Origin of the sequence: Pseudoalteromonas sp. A757 (genome assembly GCF_004103285.1) — a bacterium.
Classification (GTDB): Bacteria; Pseudomonadota; Gammaproteobacteria; order Enterobacterales; family Alteromonadaceae; genus Pseudoalteromonas; species Pseudoalteromonas galatheae.
Map to the genome: position 1 here is coordinate 233310 of NZ_QNQN01000074.1, position 17346 is coordinate 250655.

Here is a 17346-nt window from a genome sequence, read left to right on the forward strand (position 1 = left end):
GAAGTCTAAGGCATCCTGTTTACAGTAGTACAAACAGGCTCATACATCAGCAGTAGGTATTTATGCTTCAACTTTCGCAGCAACAACAAACAGAATTACAGCAAAAATTGAGCAACGAAGGCTTTGCACGGATTGAAAATATTCTAGACGATACAAACGCTCAACAACTACATGAGTGCCTCTGTAATCTAGACTACCAGCTCGCACTGTTTCATAACGGGACAGCAAAATCAGTCAAGGACAGTGATATTCTTGCCTTAACACCACAAGAGCAGCAAGCCTTGCTTGAAGATATACATAGTTATGCTTCGCGTGGTGTTGGTTTTATGTATGGCCGCCATTCCATAGCATCCTCAAGCCCTGAGACTCTGCAAAGGCTCTACAGTGATCTCAACAGTAACGCTATACAGTCGTGCTTTTCAGCAATTTCTAGCCAGAATATTATCCGTACCTCAGCCCAAGCAACGCGCTTTATAGGTGGCCAGTATTTAACGCGACATAATGATATTGTAGAAGCTGAGGGCCGGGTTTATGCCTATGTACTCAGCCTAAGCAAAAGTTGGCACCCTGACTGGGGCGGGCTACTGCAGTTTTTTGAACCCGATGGCACACCCACTAAAAGTTATGCACCTAAGTTTAATTCACTGGTGGTTTTCGATGTGAGTAAAATTCATTCTGTGACTTACGTCGCGCCATTTGCAAAAGCGCCGCGACTCTCTGTCACGGGATGGTTTAGAACAATAGACATATAGGCGTTCGTTGAGCTTACGTATCTATTGTTCTAGATGTCTATTTTATTAATATTTTTCGCTTATCTTTTCGATGGTTAAGATCAACGCAAGGCCAGCGACGGCAAGCGCAATACATGCCAGCGTATTCGGGTCTTGACCGTACAGCGTACTGTATTGCGCAGGCAGAATGTTGGCCTGACTCAATGGCTTTTCGATACCACTGGAGTTCACGTAAGTCGTAAGCACTTGTTTCCAAGGCCACAATAAATTAAGCGAGCCCAGCAAAAAGCCAGCTAGTAGCGAGAACGTTACTTGCTGATAGTGCGCCAATAGCCAGCTGAGTAGACGCGAAAACGACATTAACCCCACAATACAACCGAGTAAGAATAGACTCACTAAGCCAAATTCAAGCTGGTTCACCGCACTGAGTACATGGCCATACATACCCAGCAACAGTAGAATAAAGCTCCCTGAGATCCCAGGTAAGATCATCGCGCAAATGGCGATAGCACCTGAAATAAAAAACATCCAATGAGATGCTTGCGCTTCAGCCGGTGAAAGGGAAGTAATAGCAAAAGCTATGATAGCACCGACTGCGCAGGCGATAATATTTTGGCCACTCCAATGAGAGACCTGTTTTGCAACATAGATAAAAGATGCGACGATAAGACCAAAGAAAAATGACCATACCAGTGTTTGGTGTGCCTCCAATAAATAAGTGATCACCTTCGCCAAAGACGCTGCACTGATGAGCAAACCAGAAAATACCGCCAGTAAGAAGCCACCATCAATGTGCTGCCAAGTGGCTTTTAGACCGTCACGGCGCAATGTGCTCAAGGCCTGTAAATTTACACTTTTAATGGCATTTAAAAAACGTGCATAGATACCAGTAATAAAAGCGATGGTACCACCAGAAACGCCCGGGACCACATCCGCAGCGCCCATTCCAGCCCCTTTTAAAAACATAAAGAGATAGTCTCGTTTGCTATCTTTGTACTGCACAAATTTCTCCTTTCATTTTCACTGCCGAGCAGTTTAACCCAAAAAATAGCGACAGCTAAAGCTTTCACTTAACTGGTCGATAACAAATTATGATGTTTTATGCGCTTGTACCATGATCATAAGAACGCTTTTATTACTCGCAACCTCTATATCCATCACGACTTTTGCAGCAGAGCACATTGATGCAGCACCGCTTGGTTCTCTGTATCAGCAAGACGCTAATCGCTTCTACGAGCCATCGCAGCTAATCAAGCTGGAAAGTGAAAATGAAAGCTTTTATGTGTTTCATCAAGAATATATGGCAGCCGCTCGCGAAGGCATCGTGATCTTATTGCCCGACATGCAAACTCCACCGCTCAATAACAGCGGCATAAGCTTTCTTGCAAAGCGATTAAGCGACGATGGTTATGATACTTATACCCTCACTCCGCCCGATCTTTCTTATGCACCGAGTTTGCTGGAGCAAGACATCGTGCTCCCCGACGCTGAAAAGCCTGTTCAGAAACTGATTTCACCCATTTCTGAATCAAATCTCGATGAATATAAAATGGCCTTGGTCAGCCGCTTCGAGGTACTTTATAACACGCTATCCATGACTCAAACAGAAAAGTTGGTGGTTGTCGCATTTGGTAATAGCGCAGGTTTATTCGGTGAGTATTTAGCAACACTGCCCAACCTACGTATAGATGCATTTGCCGTTGTTAGCCCACAATTGCCTAATGCAACACGGCAAAAGCATCTGGCATCCAACCTTTCTCTGATAAGCCCTGCTTTGCTGGATGTTTACTACAGTTTTGACAATCCAATTGTGGTCGATAATACGCAGGATAGAGCGCGCTGGGCAAGAAAGAATAGTAAGCTTGATTATCGCCAACGGGAGCTTTTTGGAGAAAAAACCGATCCTCTCCAACATCAAAGACTCAGAAAGGAATTACTCGGCTTTTTACGCGTCTTATAGTTTTCAGGTTAGCTCTTTTTTAAATATTCATAAGCAGACTGAATGTCTTGGCTTTTGCGCTTTGCCACTTCCATCATATGCTTAGGCAAGCCTTGTGACACCAATTTATCAGGGTGATGCTGCGACATCAATTTGCGATAGGCTTTTTTGATATCACGCTCATTGGCCTCTTCACTCAACCCCAGTACAGCCAGCGCTTTAACACGGTTTAAGCCATTATCTTGTGATGCCGGTTGACGGCCGCCCTGTTGCTGGTGTTGGTGTTGCGATCTCCCCGACGCCTGCGAGCGGCGAAATTCAAATTCTGCTTGGTAGCGCTTTAGCAGGAATAAAAAGTGGGTTTCTGCAAAGCCTAAATACTTACTAACCTGTTTAAGTAAGGCCTTCTCCGCGTCAGACACATGACCATCACAAAATGCCATTTGAATCTGAATTTCTAAAAACAGCTGTCTCAAATCATAGCGTCTAGCAAAAGCCTCTTTAAAATCAGTCACAGCCTCTTTTATCGAAAAGTCACCGCTTTTTCCCGCTGTAAACGCATGTTGCGCTTCTTTTCGCTCTTCACCCTGCAAGCCCATTTCACTCATAAATGCAGACGCGGCTTGAATGTGGATTTCGCTGACACGACCATTAGATTTTGCAATATGTCCCATCACAGAAAAACAGCTGGAAAAGAACAAAGCTTGGCGCTCATGTAAATCTTCACCTTTCATGAAACCTTGAAAGCCACCGACCTTATCAAAATCCTGACGCAAACTTTTATCAAATAAATGGCCGAGATAAAAACCTAAAATAGCGCCTAACCAACGACCAAATAAAAAGCCGAAAATTGTGCCTAATAACTTACCCCACATCGCTATATCCTAACTTATCATTGATCATTTTTAGTCGCTCCGGCGTGCCGATGTCGTCCCATGCGCCTAAATACAGTTCAGTAGAAACTTTATGCTGCTCAAGCCCACTGCGCAGCAACGGCCCTAGTTTTATAAAGCCAGCCCCAAGCTCGGCAAAAAAACTTTGGTGATATTTACCAATGCCGGACAAGGTATACTTTTGCTGATTGAGCGGCTGATGGGCAAGACAAAAGTCGCCTTCAGGGTTATGTTCGGGATTTTCTACCAATACAATGTGCGCTTCGCAATGGCCCTCTGCTGCGCTGCCGAGCTGTAACTGCACCAAGCTGCTAACATCATAGTCCGTAAAAATATCGCCATTGAGTACAATAAAGCTGTCATCCTGTTCACATAACATCGGCAGAGCTTGAATGATTCCACCTGCGGTTTCTAATCCCCCCTCAGGTTCATCACTGTACTCAATATTGACACCAAATTGACTACCATTACCGAAATAGTCTTTTATCACCTGACCTTGCCATGCAAGATTTATCACGATATCGCAGATCCCAGCCGCTTTTAAGCGCTCGAGATGGTGCTCTAGTAGTGGTTTTCCTGCAACGTTAAGCATAGGTTTTGGTTGGTTTGCGGTCAGTGGCATCATACGTTTACCACGACCAGCAGATAAAATTATCGCTTTCATTATTACTTCTATTTTGTGCCTAATTTGGCCTGAGCTTGAGGCATTATGTCATTCTCTAGCCAGCTTGCAAGCCACTGAAATTCTTTATACTTATTCGCCACTTCAACGAGGTAGTGTAAGGTTGGCAAAATATTTTCTAAGTACCCGCCTTTGCCGTCTCGCTGCAATAGGCGAGTAAAAATTCCGGCCGCTTTAAGGTGCCTTTGCATCCCCGTTAAGTCAAAGTAATGTTGGTAGGTACTAAAATCCATACCGCCTAATAAATTTGCCGCTTTTAAGCAATCAAAGCTATGTTGCTGAAGCTCAGTTAACTCATGTGCATCAAGGCGAGTATAACAATCCCGCAACAAAGAAACCGCATCATAAGTGACAGGTCCTTGTACCGCATCCTGATAATCAATGAGATACCACTGAGACTGATGACATATCAGGTTGCGACTATGAAAGTCTCGATGCATCGTAACCTGCGGCTGACGAGTCATCGCATCAACGAGTTTCAACTTCACATTATGCCACTGCACTTGTTGATATTCGGTGGGTGTTAAGCCAAGCCATTTTGTTACAAGCCACTCATAAAAGATATTAAGTTCCATATCAACGAACCCAGCATCATAGGGTTTCATCCATTCACTCTTTGGTGTTTTGGCTATTTTAGGAATAAGCGCTATCAACGCACGATAGTCCTCTAGCCGAGAAGGCAATGCCAACCTATCGGCCAAATGCTCAGAACCCAAATCTTGTAACAGTAACAGCCCTTGCTCTTCTTTACGCGCAAGGATTTGTGGCACATTGAGCCCTTGCTTTGCAAACACCGTATTTAAACCAATAAAAGGGGCATTATCGAGTTTATCGACCGGTGTCTCCATTAAGATCCACGACTTCGTTTGTTGTTTGACGCGATAATAACGGCGGAAACTGGCATCCGAGGTGATAGCCTCACATGTAAAATCGTCGCTTTGTAGTGTTTGCTGAATAAACTCGACGCGCTGGTTTTGACTATTCATGGATTTACTATTACACCTTCTACTTGTAAATATTTAAATGCTACTGTATTTCCGACAGTTTTCATTTATCATGATGAGCTTATTATTAAATGCTCAGCTAATAGGTTATTAAATGCGCAAAATTTGGGGCTTGGCTGTATTATCCGCTATTCATTCTACAGCTTTTGCTAATACGAACATTGTCACCGCACAATGTAAAGACTATATGCAGCCAGAAAACTGGAAGCCGTTAGCCTCGCTGCCCAAACATGCCATTGATATCGTTGCCGATGACTTAGAACTACAAGGTACTGATAGTGCTGAGTTTTCTGGCAATGTGGTGATTAACACTGAAACCATGAGCTTAGAAGCTAGACGTGCGCTAATCGATAAAAAAGAAGGCCTGCTCAGCGCTTCTGGACCACTACTCTATCGTGATCAATTTACCAAAGTTCACAGTAATGGGCTATTCGCGGATTTAAATGCTAACACCGTGAGCTTGCTTGGTGCTGAATATGAATTAACAGACCAGCAGGGCCGAGGTGGTGCAGAGAAATTGCATGCCTCTGGCAGCAAAATTTCACTCGACAACTCCAGCTTTACCACGTGTCCTGCTGATGACCCATTTTGGAGTATCGAGGCAAGCAGTATTGTACTTTCTCGTGAAGACGGTTGGGGTGAGACCTATAATACGGTGTTCAAAATTATGGACACGCCTATTATTTATTTACCCTACTTTACGTTTCCAATCGATGATAGACGAAAATCTGGCTTGCTGACGCCAACAATTTCTAGCTCGAATAAGTTTGGTTTAGAGCTGATCACCCCTTATTATCTCAATCTAGCCCCTAACTATGATGCGACCTTAACGCCAAGATACATGGCCAATAAAGGATTTCAGCTTATTACCGAGTTCAGATATCTAACTGAACAACATCAAGGTAAAATCGGGGTAGAATATCTCAGTAAGGATGATTCAGAGCCACAGCTAGACGATCGCTATTTAGTGCATTGGCAACAAAAAAGCTATTTAAGTGATAAATGGCGCGCATTTGTTGATGTCACCAATGTCAGTGACGATAACTACCTCACTGACTTAACATCCGAGTACGCCAACGAAACCGACACCCAATTGTATCGTACCGGCAGTTTGAGTTATCTAGGTGACGACTGGTTGGTTGACTTAAAACTGCAAGATTTTGAAGTATTGGGTGATCATAGAGAATCCTACACTGCACTACCGCAAATTAGCTTCCGTACACGTGACAGTTATGAACTTGTTGGCCTTGATTGGGACTTTGAGGGTGAGTTTGCCTATTTTCAAAATGATACATTGGCAATCTCTGAAGCATCGAGGTTACATTTAGAACCTCGCGTGTCTTTTTCGCGCAGCGACTACGCTTGGTCATTTACCTCAGAAGCACGTCTACTTCACACTCGCTACGAACAAAATATAGATGCCCCCGATACAGACTATGAAGAGTCCGTCACACGTACCTTGCCAAGTTTACGAGTACATGGACAACTGAATTTTGAACGCAGTACCGAGTTCTTTTTTGAACAAGGTACACAAACACTTGAGCCGCAAATTCAGTACCTTTACACACCGCACAGAGAGCAAAGCCAAATTGGCTGGTACGACACGGCTAAGTTACAAGATGACTTCATTGGTCTGTTTAGAGCACGCCGCTACTCAGGTTATGACCGTATTGCAGAAGCCAACCAATTCACCGTGGGGGCAACCACTCGTGTATTCGATAGCAGTAATGTCGAACGCTTTAACTTCAGTGCAGGTCAAATCATTTACCTCGAGTCATCTGTAAAGCCTTCTGAACAGCTGTTTACTGATGATACTAACTATAATGCACTGTTTGCCGCCGAATCCATGTTACATTGGCATAAGCGGTGGTACCTTTCGGGTGGGGTACAATATGACGTGGATAGCAAAGAGTTAGTGCAGTCTCACTTTACCCTGGACTATAAAGGAGACAACAAGCAGTTAGTACAATTGAACCATCGTTATGTTAATGATGTCTCAGACTATGAAATTGACCAAGTCGGTCTATTTACAAGTTTACCAATTGACGATAACTGGCAATTTGTAGCAAGCTATCACCGTGATATGACAGCAAACAGAAGCGTTGAATCCTTTGTGGGTGTTCAATATCAGTCTTGTTGTTGGGCCATTCAGGTGACTGCGAATCGTCAAATTGAAACAAACTTAAACCAAACACTTACCAATGATGAAGCAGTGTTTGATTCTGGCTTCAGCCTGAAATTTGTCCTTACAGGGCTTGGAAGCCAAAGCAGTGGTGATGCAAGTAAACTCCTTCAACAGGGTATTTTTGGTTACCGTAGACCGTATTTTTTGAATAAATAGAATTTAGAAAGCCGTATGAATTTAAAAAAGTTTTTATTAGTGGCCTCATTAAGTGCAGGCCTGTTTACTCAAGCACATGCTGAGCGTGTAAAGCTAGATACTGTTGTTGCCACGGTAAATGATGGTGTAATTTTACAAAGCGAAGTCGACCAAATAATAAATCGGGTTAAAGAACAGGCTGAGCAACAAGGCACAGAACTTCCTAGCGATAGAACATTACGCTTGCAAGCCATCGATAAACTCATTGAGCAATCTTTAATGTTGCAACTGGGTGATCGCATGGGTATGCAAATTTCTGATGCACAATTAGACCAGACCATTGCAAATATTGCCCAAGATCAGGGCGGTACTATCGCTGACTTACGTCGCTCAGTGGAAGCGAGTGGCGAAAGCTTTCAGGCATATCGAGAAGAGATCCGTAAAGAAATAACCACAAGCCAAGTGCGTCGTGCTAGCGTTGATCGCCGTATTTATATTAGCCCTCAAGAGGTTACTAACCTACAAAAAATCTTGAGTGAGCAAACAGGTAGCTCAGAAGAATACGATATCGGCCATATCTTGATTAAAATCCCAAACAAAGCGACCCCAGAAGAGATTGAAGACGCTCGTGAGCGTGCTGATAACGTGATTAAATTTTTGAACGAAGGCAAAGAATTTAAGCGTATCGCAATTGCCTCCTCGAGCGGCTCAAAAGCGCTAGATGGTGGTCAACTAGGCTGGATGGGGATTAACGAAATGCCAACCTTGTTCGCTGAAGCGATTAAAGGCGCGAAAAAAGATGACATCGTTGGTCCACTGCGCTCAGGCGCGGGTTTCCACATTCTAAAAGTACAAGATATTCGTGGTCGTGAAGTTGTTGAAACTGTCGAGGTGCGTTCACGTCATATCTTAATCAAGCCGTCAATTATCCTAAGTGAAGAAAAAGCACGCTCGATGCTAGCGGGCTTTGTAAAAGACTTGCGCGCAGGTACCGCTAACTTTGCAGAACTGGCTAAAGAATATTCTGAAGACCCAGGCTCTGCACTTAAAGGTGGTGAATACGATTGGACAGATCCGACTACATACGTACCAGCGTTTAGAGACACTTTGTTGTCGCTAGAAAAAGATCAGATCAGTGAACCATTTAGAAGTACATTTGGCTGGCACATAGTACAACTGCTAGATAAACGCGTAGCCGATAAAACAGAACAAGCCAAGTTAAATCGCGCACACCGTCTGCTGTTTAACCGTAAATTTAAAGAAGAAAGCTTTAAATGGATTAAAGAAATGCGTGACCAAGCGCATATTGAAATTATCGAAACGGAATAACGGCTATGACACTCAGAATCGCAATTACACCAGGTGAGCCTGCAGGTATTGGCCCAGATCTTGTTATCAAACTGGCTCAGCATGCATGGCCTGCTCAGTTGGTTGCGGTGGCTGATAAAAGCATTCTAGAAAAACGTGCCAAAGAACTTGGTGAGCAAATCAAGTTACTGCCATTTGATAGTGATGCTACGCCTGAAGCGGCACCCGCTGGTGCCATTTACTACCTTCAAGTAGACAAAGGTGCTGAAGTGATCGCTGGTCAATTAGATGAAACTAATGGCCATTATGTGCTCGAAACCTTGCGCATTGCCTCTGAAAAAAATATGGATGGGACATTCGCAGCGGTAGTCACGGGCCCTGTTCATAAAGGTATAATTAACCAAGCTGGGATCTCGTTTAGCGGTCATACTGAGTACTTTGCACAGCAGTCTGATACCGCTGATGTCGTTATGCTACTCGCAACCGAAGGGCTGCGTGTAGCGCTAGTAACGACGCATATCCCACTGGCGTATGTATCAAAGGCGATAACGCCTGAGCGTCTCAGCAAAGTCATTCATATTTTACATCACGACCTACAAACCAAGTTTGGTATTGAACAACCAAGAGTATTAGTTTGTGGATTAAATCCGCACGCTGGAGAAAGTGGTCATCTTGGTCGTGAAGAAATAGAAACCATTGAGCCAACACTGGAAATGCTGAATAAACAAGGCATGAACTTGGTTGGACCGCTGCCAGCTGACACCCTTTTCCAAGCTAAATATTTAGATAATGCTGATGCTGTGCTTGCAATGTATCACGATCAGGGCTTACCTGTGTTAAAATATAAAGGTTTTGGAAACTCAGTAAACATCACCCTAGGATTACCTTTTGTTCGCACATCGGTCGATCACGGTACAGCGCTTGATTTAGCCGGCTCTGGTGATGTTGAAGTGGGTAGTTTTGAATTAGCGATCCGCGAAGCAATTAAGCTCGCAACCAAAAAAGCACAGAATGCATGACAGATAAAGTACATCTCGGACACAGAGCGCGTAAACGCTTTGGTCAAAACTTCTTAAATGACAACAATATTATCGACAAGATAGTAACTGCTATCGACCCAAAACCTGAAGACAATCTGGTTGAGATCGGTCCTGGCTTGGGTGCTATCACTGAGCCAGTTTGTGATTTAAGTGGTCACCTAACCGTTGTAGAACTCGATAAAGATCTTGCCGAGCGCTTGATCCATCATCCATTTTTGGGACCTAAATTAACAGTTCACCAAGGTGATGCGATGAAGTTTGACTTCTCTTCTTTAATCAAAGAAGGGGAAAAACTAAAGATCTTTGGTAACTTACCTTACAACGTATCAACCCCTTTGCTATTTCACCTATTTGAATTTGCCGATCAAGTCGAGCATATGCACTTTATGCTGCAAAAAGAAGTGGTTAACCGCATGGTTGCGGGCCCGGGTAGTAAAGCTTTTGGCCGCTTAAGCGTAATGACGCAGTACTATTGTCACGCTATTCCTGTGATTGAAGTACCACCACATTGCTTTAAACCTGCACCAAAAGTTGACTCGGCCGTTGTTCGATTGATCCCAAAAGATCCGTCACAACGTACAGCTAAGAGCACTAAACTTTTGAATACTGTATGTTTGGAAGCGTTCAATCAACGTCGCAAAACACTAAGAAATAGCTTATCGAACCTGTTAACCGAAGAGCAGTTGCGAAACCTAGGTATCGACCCTACGCTTCGCGCTGAGAATCTGTCGCTTAACCAGTTTATTGAAATTGCAAATTGGATATATGACAACTCAAACTAATATTGGCTCACCGATCAAAGTATCGGTGGAGACCTTTTACGTTGAAGCGCAATCACAGCCTGAAAAGGACAAATATGTGTTTGCCTACACAATTACCATCAAAAACCATAGCTTATGTAACGCTAAGCTACATAGTCGCTATTGGCTCATTACCGATGCGAATGGCAAAGAGACCGAAGTAGAAGGCGATGGTGTTGTCGGTGAGCAGCCTACCATTCGTCCTGGTGAAAGCTATCAGTACACCAGCGGCGCGGTACTCGATACCCCAGTTGGTACGATGGAAGGCTATTATTTAATGCGTAATGAGTTTGGCACCGAGTTTAAAGCGCCAATCAATGTATTTAGACTCTCCTGTCCAAATATTTTGCATTAATATCGTTTTTATTTTGCGGAAGCGGGTTTGCCCCGCGTTCCTCATACATGCTAGACATCGGAATAAAAACATCGAGTTATAAAAAACACAGGTAATAGATGGCAAAATACGCAATTGGAGACTTGCAAGGCTGCTTCACTCCACTCATCGGGCTACTCGACCAAGTCGACTTTAACCCAAGCCAAGACCATTTATACTTTGTCGGTGACATCATCGCCAGAGGGCCTGACTCACTTGCTTGCCTCGAGTTCCTCTATCAACATGCTGGCTCTATTAGCATTACACTCGGCAATCACGATCTCCACTTTTTAGCTTGTCTTGCTTTGGGAACCGCTGCGAACCCAAAAGATAATTTAGACGCGGTTTTTGCCAGCCCTAAATGCCAGAAATATGCTAACTTATTACGTGCACAGCCCCTCGCTATTTGGCTTGAAACGCAGCAAACTTTTATTTCTCATGCAGGTATTCATCCAAGCTGGAGTATTACGCAAGCGCTAGAGTATGCACGCTTTGCCGAAGCTATTTATCAATCAACAAAAGCCCCTGAGTTTTACGCCAATATGTACGGCGCTCACCCTGGACTTGAACTCGATAAGCTCGGTGAGCAAGATAAGTTTAAAGCCATTGTTAACGTCTTCACTCGAATGCGCTTTCTAAAACAAAATGGCGAACTGGATCTTAAGAACAAATCTGGCCTAAAAGATGCTGCTGATCTCACTCCGTGGTTTGAACTCAGCCAAACACCAGCCGACACTACCCTACTTTTCGGCCACTGGGCTGCTTTAGAAGGCGAAACTAACAAAAAAAATATTATTGCCCTCGACACCGGCTGCGTGTGGGGAGGCCCTATGACGATGGTAAATATCGACAGTGGCGAAAAGTATCAGCACAGTTAACCCATTTAGCGGCCCTAAATCAACGATAAGGTAAACACTTACTTCAATTTTTATGAAACTGAACTACATTCGAAGAAAACCTGAAGCTTTTATTTTTATCCGTTGAGCTGCTATTTTTTGTAATCCGACCTTTTTTACTGAAATTTTTTGTCACATCTGCTATAAAATACTTAACTTATCCGCAATAAATCCGATAAGTATCCGTATTGCTTTGTAAATTTTGTAGGACAGCTATGAATTTGACTGTTAGCCAACGTATTTGGGGTGGTTTTATTACCATCACTTTGTTGCTTCTTCTTATCGGGGGCAATTCTTTATTAAGAATTGCAAACATTGACAACTCAACTCAGCAGGTTAATAACCTGTCTCTACCTGCGCTCTCGAAGAGCTCTGCGCTGCAAGTAGAGTTCACTTTAATGAGCAAAATGGCTCAGGGAAGTTTTTACGCGCGCTCAGAGACTGAGCTGGCGACGCTTAAACAACAATTCACTGAGCGTCAGAAGATCTTTGACAAAACCTACTCTGAGCTGCAGCAGGTCGTTGCCGCTAATAATAAACTAGCCTCAAGCAGCCGTGATGTTGGCAAAAGTTACGATGCTTTCGTCAAAGCGATGAACAGCTTGCTAAACGAGAAAACATCTGAGCTTTCGCTACGCGACAAGTTGAAAGAACAGCTATCAACTATCGATATTGCCGCAGAAGATGCGACAATGGTGACAGTTGATATTATCGATCTGGATGGCTTGGAAGATGCTGACAAGCGCGCTTTTCAAGCTGCAAATAACTTAGAAAACAACTTTTCTTCGGTTGTAACCAGCGCCAACGATATTGTCACTGTTGAAGATATCAATACGCTGGAAATTGTAAGTAGAGATCAAAGCTATCTCGTTGAAGAGTTAGGTCGTAATATTGATTTAATTCGCGGCCCAGTTAGCACACTAGATAGTAGTTTGTTTGCTGATCTCGAAGGTTATTACACTAACTTGAAAGATGCCGTCACTGGCAGTAATAGCATCGCAGAAAATCAAAAACGCTTGATCAATGCATTAGCCGAAACGCGTAAAGAATTATCAGACGCAGAGAAAACCACAAAAGCCGCTCTATCTCAGCTAGATGACTTACTCTCTGAAGCAAGCCAAGTCGCCTTTAACTTACAGCAAGGCGTACGTGCCGATGTAGGCACAGCAAACCTATGGACTTGGATTGGGATGATTGTGGCAACGCTAATGGCCGTGGGTGTTGCTTACATTACCGTTAGCCGAATCACGAAACCACTATCGGAAGTAAACCGAGTTTTAAACATTGTCGCCAGTGGCGATATGACACAGCGCTTAGATGATACGGCAAAAGATGAGTTTGGCGAACTATCTAAAAGTTGTAACACGCTGATCTCAAGCTTGCGTGAACTTATCACTGGCATTATTTCTCGTTCAACACAGCTCGCTGCAGCGTCCGAAGAGACATCGACCATCACAACAGAGTCAAGCCAAGCAATTAAGAATCAGCAGGCGCAAGTAGAGCAAGCAGCTACCGCTACAACTGAGATGAGTAGTACGTCCCACGGTGTGAGTAACAGCGCGCATCAGGCATTACAAGAAATTAAAAATGCTGATAAAGAAGCTGAGCGTGTCAAAGGTATCTCACATGAGAACAAACATACCATTGAGCAACTCGCAAGAGAGGTAGATGAAGCCTCTCGCGTGATTAACAAACTACACCAAGACAGCGCGTCGATAGGTAGTATTTTGGATGTTATCCGTGGCATTGCCGAGCAGACTAACCTCCTTGCACTAAACGCAGCAATCGAAGCGGCCCGTGCTGGTGAACAGGGTCGTGGCTTCGCTGTGGTAGCAGACGAAGTGCGCTCGCTTGCAAGTAAGACTCAAGAATCGACTCAAGAAATTCAAGCAATGATTGAATCCTTACAAGCTGGTGCCGAAGAAGCTGTAGGTGCAATGTCGAAAGGCAAACAGCAGGCGGAGTCATGCGTAACTCAGAGCGACCTTGCTAATGAAGCACTCAACTCTATTACTGCTGCCGTTTCTCAAGCCCACGATGTGAGTGAAGAGATTGCAAACGCTGCGAATGAGCAACAGCAAGTAGCACAGGAAATTAGCGAACGTTTAGAGTCGATTGTAACCATTGCAGAGCAAACAGCTGAAGGGGCAAGCCAAACTTCAATCTCCAGTTCTGAGGTCGCTAAACTCGCCGAAGAGTTACGCTTATCAGTAGAGCAGTTTAAAGTATAAATACACAACGATGAAACACTCATGGATTGCATGGGCGTTTCATCACCTTAAGTGATACTAAAAGCTCAGTTAATAAAAAAGCCGCTCATTAGCGGCTTTTTTCATGTAGTCTCGTCATTACGCGATAGACGGATACTCACGGTATGCTTTTTCAAGCTTTTTAGCTTGCTTTTTAGATACACCAATATGCTCTAGCGCCACTCTTAAACGCGCACGAGAAAGGTCTGAGCCTAACACTTCCATCGCATCTACTACTGAAGTCGATGATGTTTTGCCTGTAATAGCAACGAAAATAGGCTCTAAGAACTCTTTTATCTTCAACTCATGGTGTGTCGAAACGGCCTTTGCGATAGAGAAGATCTCAGACTTGTTCCACGTACGCAGCTTTTCCAATTCCCAAATAAAGAATTGCAGAGCTTGACGAACCACTTCTTCGTCCGCTTTGCCAGCCGTTAATAACGCGGGATCGTATTCAGGTAAACCCGCTACAAAGTGACCGGCTAGCCCCACCAAATCAGATAGCGTGTTGATACGCGCTTTGGCTTCAGGAAGTACGCGAGCCAACATATCACCGTTAAACTTCCAGTCAACAAAGCGCTGGATAAGCTCGGCATCGGTTAGGTTTTCGCGGATCCACAGACCGTTTAACCAGTTAAGCTTGTCGATATCAAAGATAGGCCCACCAAGTGATACGCGTTTCATATCAAAGTGTTCAATCATCTCAGCCAAAGTGAACTTTTCACGCTCATCCGGCATTGACCAACCCATACGACCTAAATAGTTAAGCAGTGCTTCTGGTAAGAAACCCATTTCTTTGTAGTAGTTAATTGAAGTTGGGTTTTTACGCTTTGACAACTTAGACTTATCAGGGTTACGAAGTAGCGGTAGGTGACCAAGTACAGGCGCTTCCCAGCCGAAGTCTTCGTACAACTTTAGTAGTTTAGGTGCAGAGTTGATCCACTCTTCACCGCGGAAGATATGGCTTATCTTCATGTGATGGTCATCTACTACGTTCGCAAGGAAGTAAGTTGGGAAGCCGTCAGCTTTCAACAATACTTGCATGTCTACGTTTTCCCATGGGATCTCAATCTCACCGCGCAGGTAATCATTAAATTTAAATGTGCCATCTTCTGGGATCTTCATGCGGATAACGTAAGGCTTACCTGCTTCAAGGTTTGCCTTTACTTCTTCTTCAGATAAACGTAAGCCACGGCCGTCATATTTAGGACGCAAGCCTTCTGCCATCTGCTCTTCACGCATTTGGTCTAGCTCTTCAGCCGTTGCAAAACAGTAAAACGCTTTACCATCATCTACAAGCTGCTGTGCAAACTTTTTATATAAGTCAGAACGCTCTGATTGACGGTATGGACCAAACTCGCCACCTACATCCGGACCATGATCCCAGTCAAGCCCTAACCAGCGCAAGCTGTCCATGATAGCTTGCTCAGACTCAACTGTACTACGTACCTGATCGGTATCTTCAATTCGTAATACAAACTCACCACCTTGCTGCTTCGCAAAGCAATAGTTGAATAAGGCAATATAAGCCGTTCCTAAATGCGGATCACCTGTTGGAGAGGGTGCAACACGAGTACGGATAGTCATCAAAATTCTCTTAAAAATAGATTAGTCGATTAATGGCGCTATGCTAGCATAGCGCCTGATTAGCGCATAGTAAGGCGCGTGAATTAAGCTGCTTTTTCAAGCTTTTCTAGATAAGCAACAATGTCATTGGATTCGTACAACCAAGTGACTTTGCCTTGCTCTTCGATTCGCAAGCATGGCACCTTCACCTTACCACCCTGCTCTAGCAGCTCTTGGCGATATTGCTCATCATTTTTGGCATCACGGGTTTCAAGCTTAAGCCCTTCACGCTTGGCTGCACGGCGCACTTTAACGCAAAATGGACATGCCTTAAATTGATATAACTTTAAGTTTGCCGTCATTGCATCTAGCTTTTGCTGTTGTTCTGCGGCACGTTTTTTACTGCGTGGGGTAAAAATAAAATCAAAAAGTAAAATCAGACGTCCTAAAAACCATCTTACAAATTGCATAACGTTTCCCAAACCTTTGCTAAATTCGCTAAAAAATAGGTTGGGGAGTTTAGCATAATCTTTAAGCGCTATATATAAGGTGAGTTTAAAACAGTTCTATTTCCACGCATGCGTATTGTGATTCAGTTAACCCTAAAGTGAGGTAATTTGTGACTTGGTTTCTGCCATGCTCTTTGGAATGGTAAAGCGCTAAATCGGCTTTATGAACTTGCTCTGAAACTTGCAATGTATCGACCACTTCGGTAAAACCTAAGCTCACAGAAACATGTTCTACTTGTGGAAATCGGCTAGAATCAATTGCCTTCCTCAAGCGCTCAAGCGCAATTGCTGCAGAGTCGTCATCGCGACTTTGAAATAGCACCGCAAACTCTTCACCGCCATAGCGAAACACATAGTCTTCTGCTCTAAAGTTAGCTTTGATCTTTTGCGCTACCAACAGGATCACTTCATCGCCAATCACATGACCAAAATTGTCGTTTACCTGTTTAAAGTGATCGATATCTACCATCGCTAAATACCATTTGCGCTCTTCACTGTCATCACGGCATACCGTAAACCCATCCCCATTGGTTATTTCCATCACTTTTTCATCAAACGTTTGGCGATTGAGTAGATCGGAGAGCGGATCGATACGAGCAAAGTACAACGTTGCCATTTGATGTGCAAAAACAGTGAGTAAGTGCTTCATTAAAGTCGCAGTGGTGAGATTTACTTGGCCTTCTATATATAAAAAACCAACGAGCTGAGCTTGGTGATAAAACGGGATGACACTATCGCCGTGGTATTGAATGAGATGTTTGTCGTCTTGGCGCTGCTGTAATTTATCTACCACCGCATCCACTGGCCCCACCACAACACAAAAGTCGCGATGGCTCACAAATATGGATTTGGGGACTTCTTTTTCCGATAAGCTTTTGCTGAAATAAAACGCGTAACTTTCCTTACAAACACCGGAGATCACCCGCTCAAGTGCCTGTGTTAACACCAGTTCACTCTTTTGCGCTAAAAGCTCTAGGGCCAACTCATGACCACAAGGTGAATAGCTGATAGACATTCAAGACCTCTTAGCAAACGC

At 43.8% G+C, this 17346-nt stretch carries 16 protein-coding genes; 9 read left to right on the plus strand and 7 right to left on the minus strand.

The genetic code is table 11. The features are described from left to right. The first annotated feature begins 62 nt into the window (after positions 1-62). Complete coding sequence (locus DRB05_RS20595) at positions 63-752, plus strand: 2OG-Fe(II) oxygenase family protein (protein ID WP_128728579.1); 690 nt, start codon at positions 63-65, stop codon at positions 750-752. A 45-nt stretch (positions 753-797) separates the two neighbouring features. Here DRB05_RS20595 and DRB05_RS20600 read toward each other — a convergent pair whose 3' ends face one another. Then, entirely contained in the window at positions 798-1733 is a 936-nt protein-coding gene (locus DRB05_RS20600) for a DUF368 domain-containing protein (protein ID WP_128728580.1), read from the minus strand. A 112-nt stretch (positions 1734-1845) separates the two neighbouring features. On the opposite strand from DRB05_RS20600, the gene DRB05_RS20605 reads away from it, so the two are divergent. Next, positions 1846-2691 (plus strand): DUF3530 family protein, encoded by an 846-nt coding sequence (locus DRB05_RS20605; protein WP_128728581.1) that lies wholly within the window; start codon positions 1846-1848, stop codon positions 2689-2691. A gap of 8 nt (positions 2692-2699) precedes the next feature. On the opposite strand, the gene djlA is transcribed toward DRB05_RS20605, so the two are convergent. Genes djlA through DRB05_RS20620 form a run of 3 tightly spaced genes read right to left on the minus strand, consistent with a single transcriptional unit; the run spans position 2700 to position 5231 of the window. Next, entirely contained in the window at positions 2700-3545 is an 846-nt protein-coding gene (djlA, locus tag DRB05_RS20610; protein ID WP_128728582.1) for a co-chaperone DjlA, read from the minus strand. Then, a complete protein-coding gene (murU, locus tag DRB05_RS20615; RefSeq protein ID WP_128728583.1) occupies positions 3535-4227 on the minus strand; it encodes an N-acetylmuramate alpha-1-phosphate uridylyltransferase MurU in 693 nt (230 codons plus the stop codon). Before murU ends, djlA begins: the two co-directional genes overlap by 11 nt. A gap of 8 nt (positions 4228-4235) precedes the next feature. After that, complete coding sequence (locus DRB05_RS20620) at positions 4236-5231, minus strand: phosphotransferase (RefSeq protein ID WP_128728584.1); 996 nt, start codon at positions 5229-5231, stop codon at positions 4236-4238. Positions 5232-5343: 112 nt separating this feature from the next. Between DRB05_RS20620 and lptD the strand changes: the two genes are divergently transcribed. From lptD to DRB05_RS20655, 7 genes are all read left to right on the plus strand, one after another. Continuing rightward, positions 5344-7590: an LPS assembly protein LptD gene (gene lptD / locus DRB05_RS20625; RefSeq protein WP_128728585.1), complete on the plus strand. Its 2247-nt coding sequence runs from the start codon at positions 5344-5346 to the stop codon at positions 7588-7590. A 15-nt stretch (positions 7591-7605) separates the two neighbouring features. Next, positions 7606-8898: a peptidylprolyl isomerase SurA gene (gene surA / locus DRB05_RS20630; protein ID WP_128728586.1), complete on the plus strand. Its 1293-nt coding sequence runs from the start codon at positions 7606-7608 to the stop codon at positions 8896-8898. A 5-nt stretch (positions 8899-8903) separates the two neighbouring features. Continuing rightward, complete coding sequence (pdxA, locus tag DRB05_RS20635; RefSeq protein ID WP_128728587.1) at positions 8904-9896, plus strand: 4-hydroxythreonine-4-phosphate dehydrogenase PdxA; 993 nt, start codon at positions 8904-8906, stop codon at positions 9894-9896. Further along, entirely contained in the window at positions 9893-10699 is an 807-nt protein-coding gene (rsmA, locus tag DRB05_RS20640; RefSeq protein WP_010606006.1) for a 16S rRNA (adenine(1518)-N(6)/adenine(1519)-N(6))-dimethyltransferase RsmA, read from the plus strand. Before pdxA ends, rsmA begins: the two co-directional genes overlap by 4 nt. Next, a complete protein-coding gene (gene apaG / locus DRB05_RS20645; RefSeq protein ID WP_010374721.1) occupies positions 10683-11072 on the plus strand; it encodes a Co2+/Mg2+ efflux protein ApaG in 390 nt (129 codons plus the stop codon). Before rsmA ends, apaG begins: the two co-directional genes overlap by 17 nt. A gap of 98 nt (positions 11073-11170) precedes the next feature. Then, a complete protein-coding gene (locus DRB05_RS20650; protein ID WP_128728588.1) occupies positions 11171-11968 on the plus strand; it encodes a symmetrical bis(5'-nucleosyl)-tetraphosphatase in 798 nt (265 codons plus the stop codon). 233 nt (positions 11969-12201) lie between these two features. Continuing rightward, positions 12202-14217, plus strand: a complete 2016-nt coding sequence (locus tag DRB05_RS20655) for a methyl-accepting chemotaxis protein (protein ID WP_128728589.1) — start codon at positions 12202-12204, stop codon at positions 14215-14217. 117 nt (positions 14218-14334) lie between these two features. Here the strand turns inward: DRB05_RS20655 and gltX are convergent, their stop codons facing one another. The 3 genes from gltX to DRB05_RS20670 all read right to left on the minus strand — a co-directional run bounded on the left by gltX (position 14335) and on the right by DRB05_RS20670 (position 17325). Beyond that, positions 14335-15822, minus strand: coding sequence for a glutamate--tRNA ligase (gene gltX / locus DRB05_RS20660; protein ID WP_128728590.1), 1488 nt, complete (start codon positions 15820-15822; stop codon positions 14335-14337). Positions 15823-15905: 83 nt separating this feature from the next. Next, positions 15906-16271: a glutaredoxin gene (locus tag DRB05_RS20665; protein ID WP_128728591.1), complete on the minus strand. Its 366-nt coding sequence runs from the start codon at positions 16269-16271 to the stop codon at positions 15906-15908. A gap of 85 nt (positions 16272-16356) precedes the next feature. Next, on the minus strand, positions 16357-17325 hold the full coding sequence (locus DRB05_RS20670; RefSeq protein WP_128728592.1) for a GGDEF domain-containing protein: 969 nt from the start codon (positions 17323-17325) through the stop codon (positions 16357-16359). Between the last annotated feature and the right edge of the window lie 21 nt (positions 17326-17346).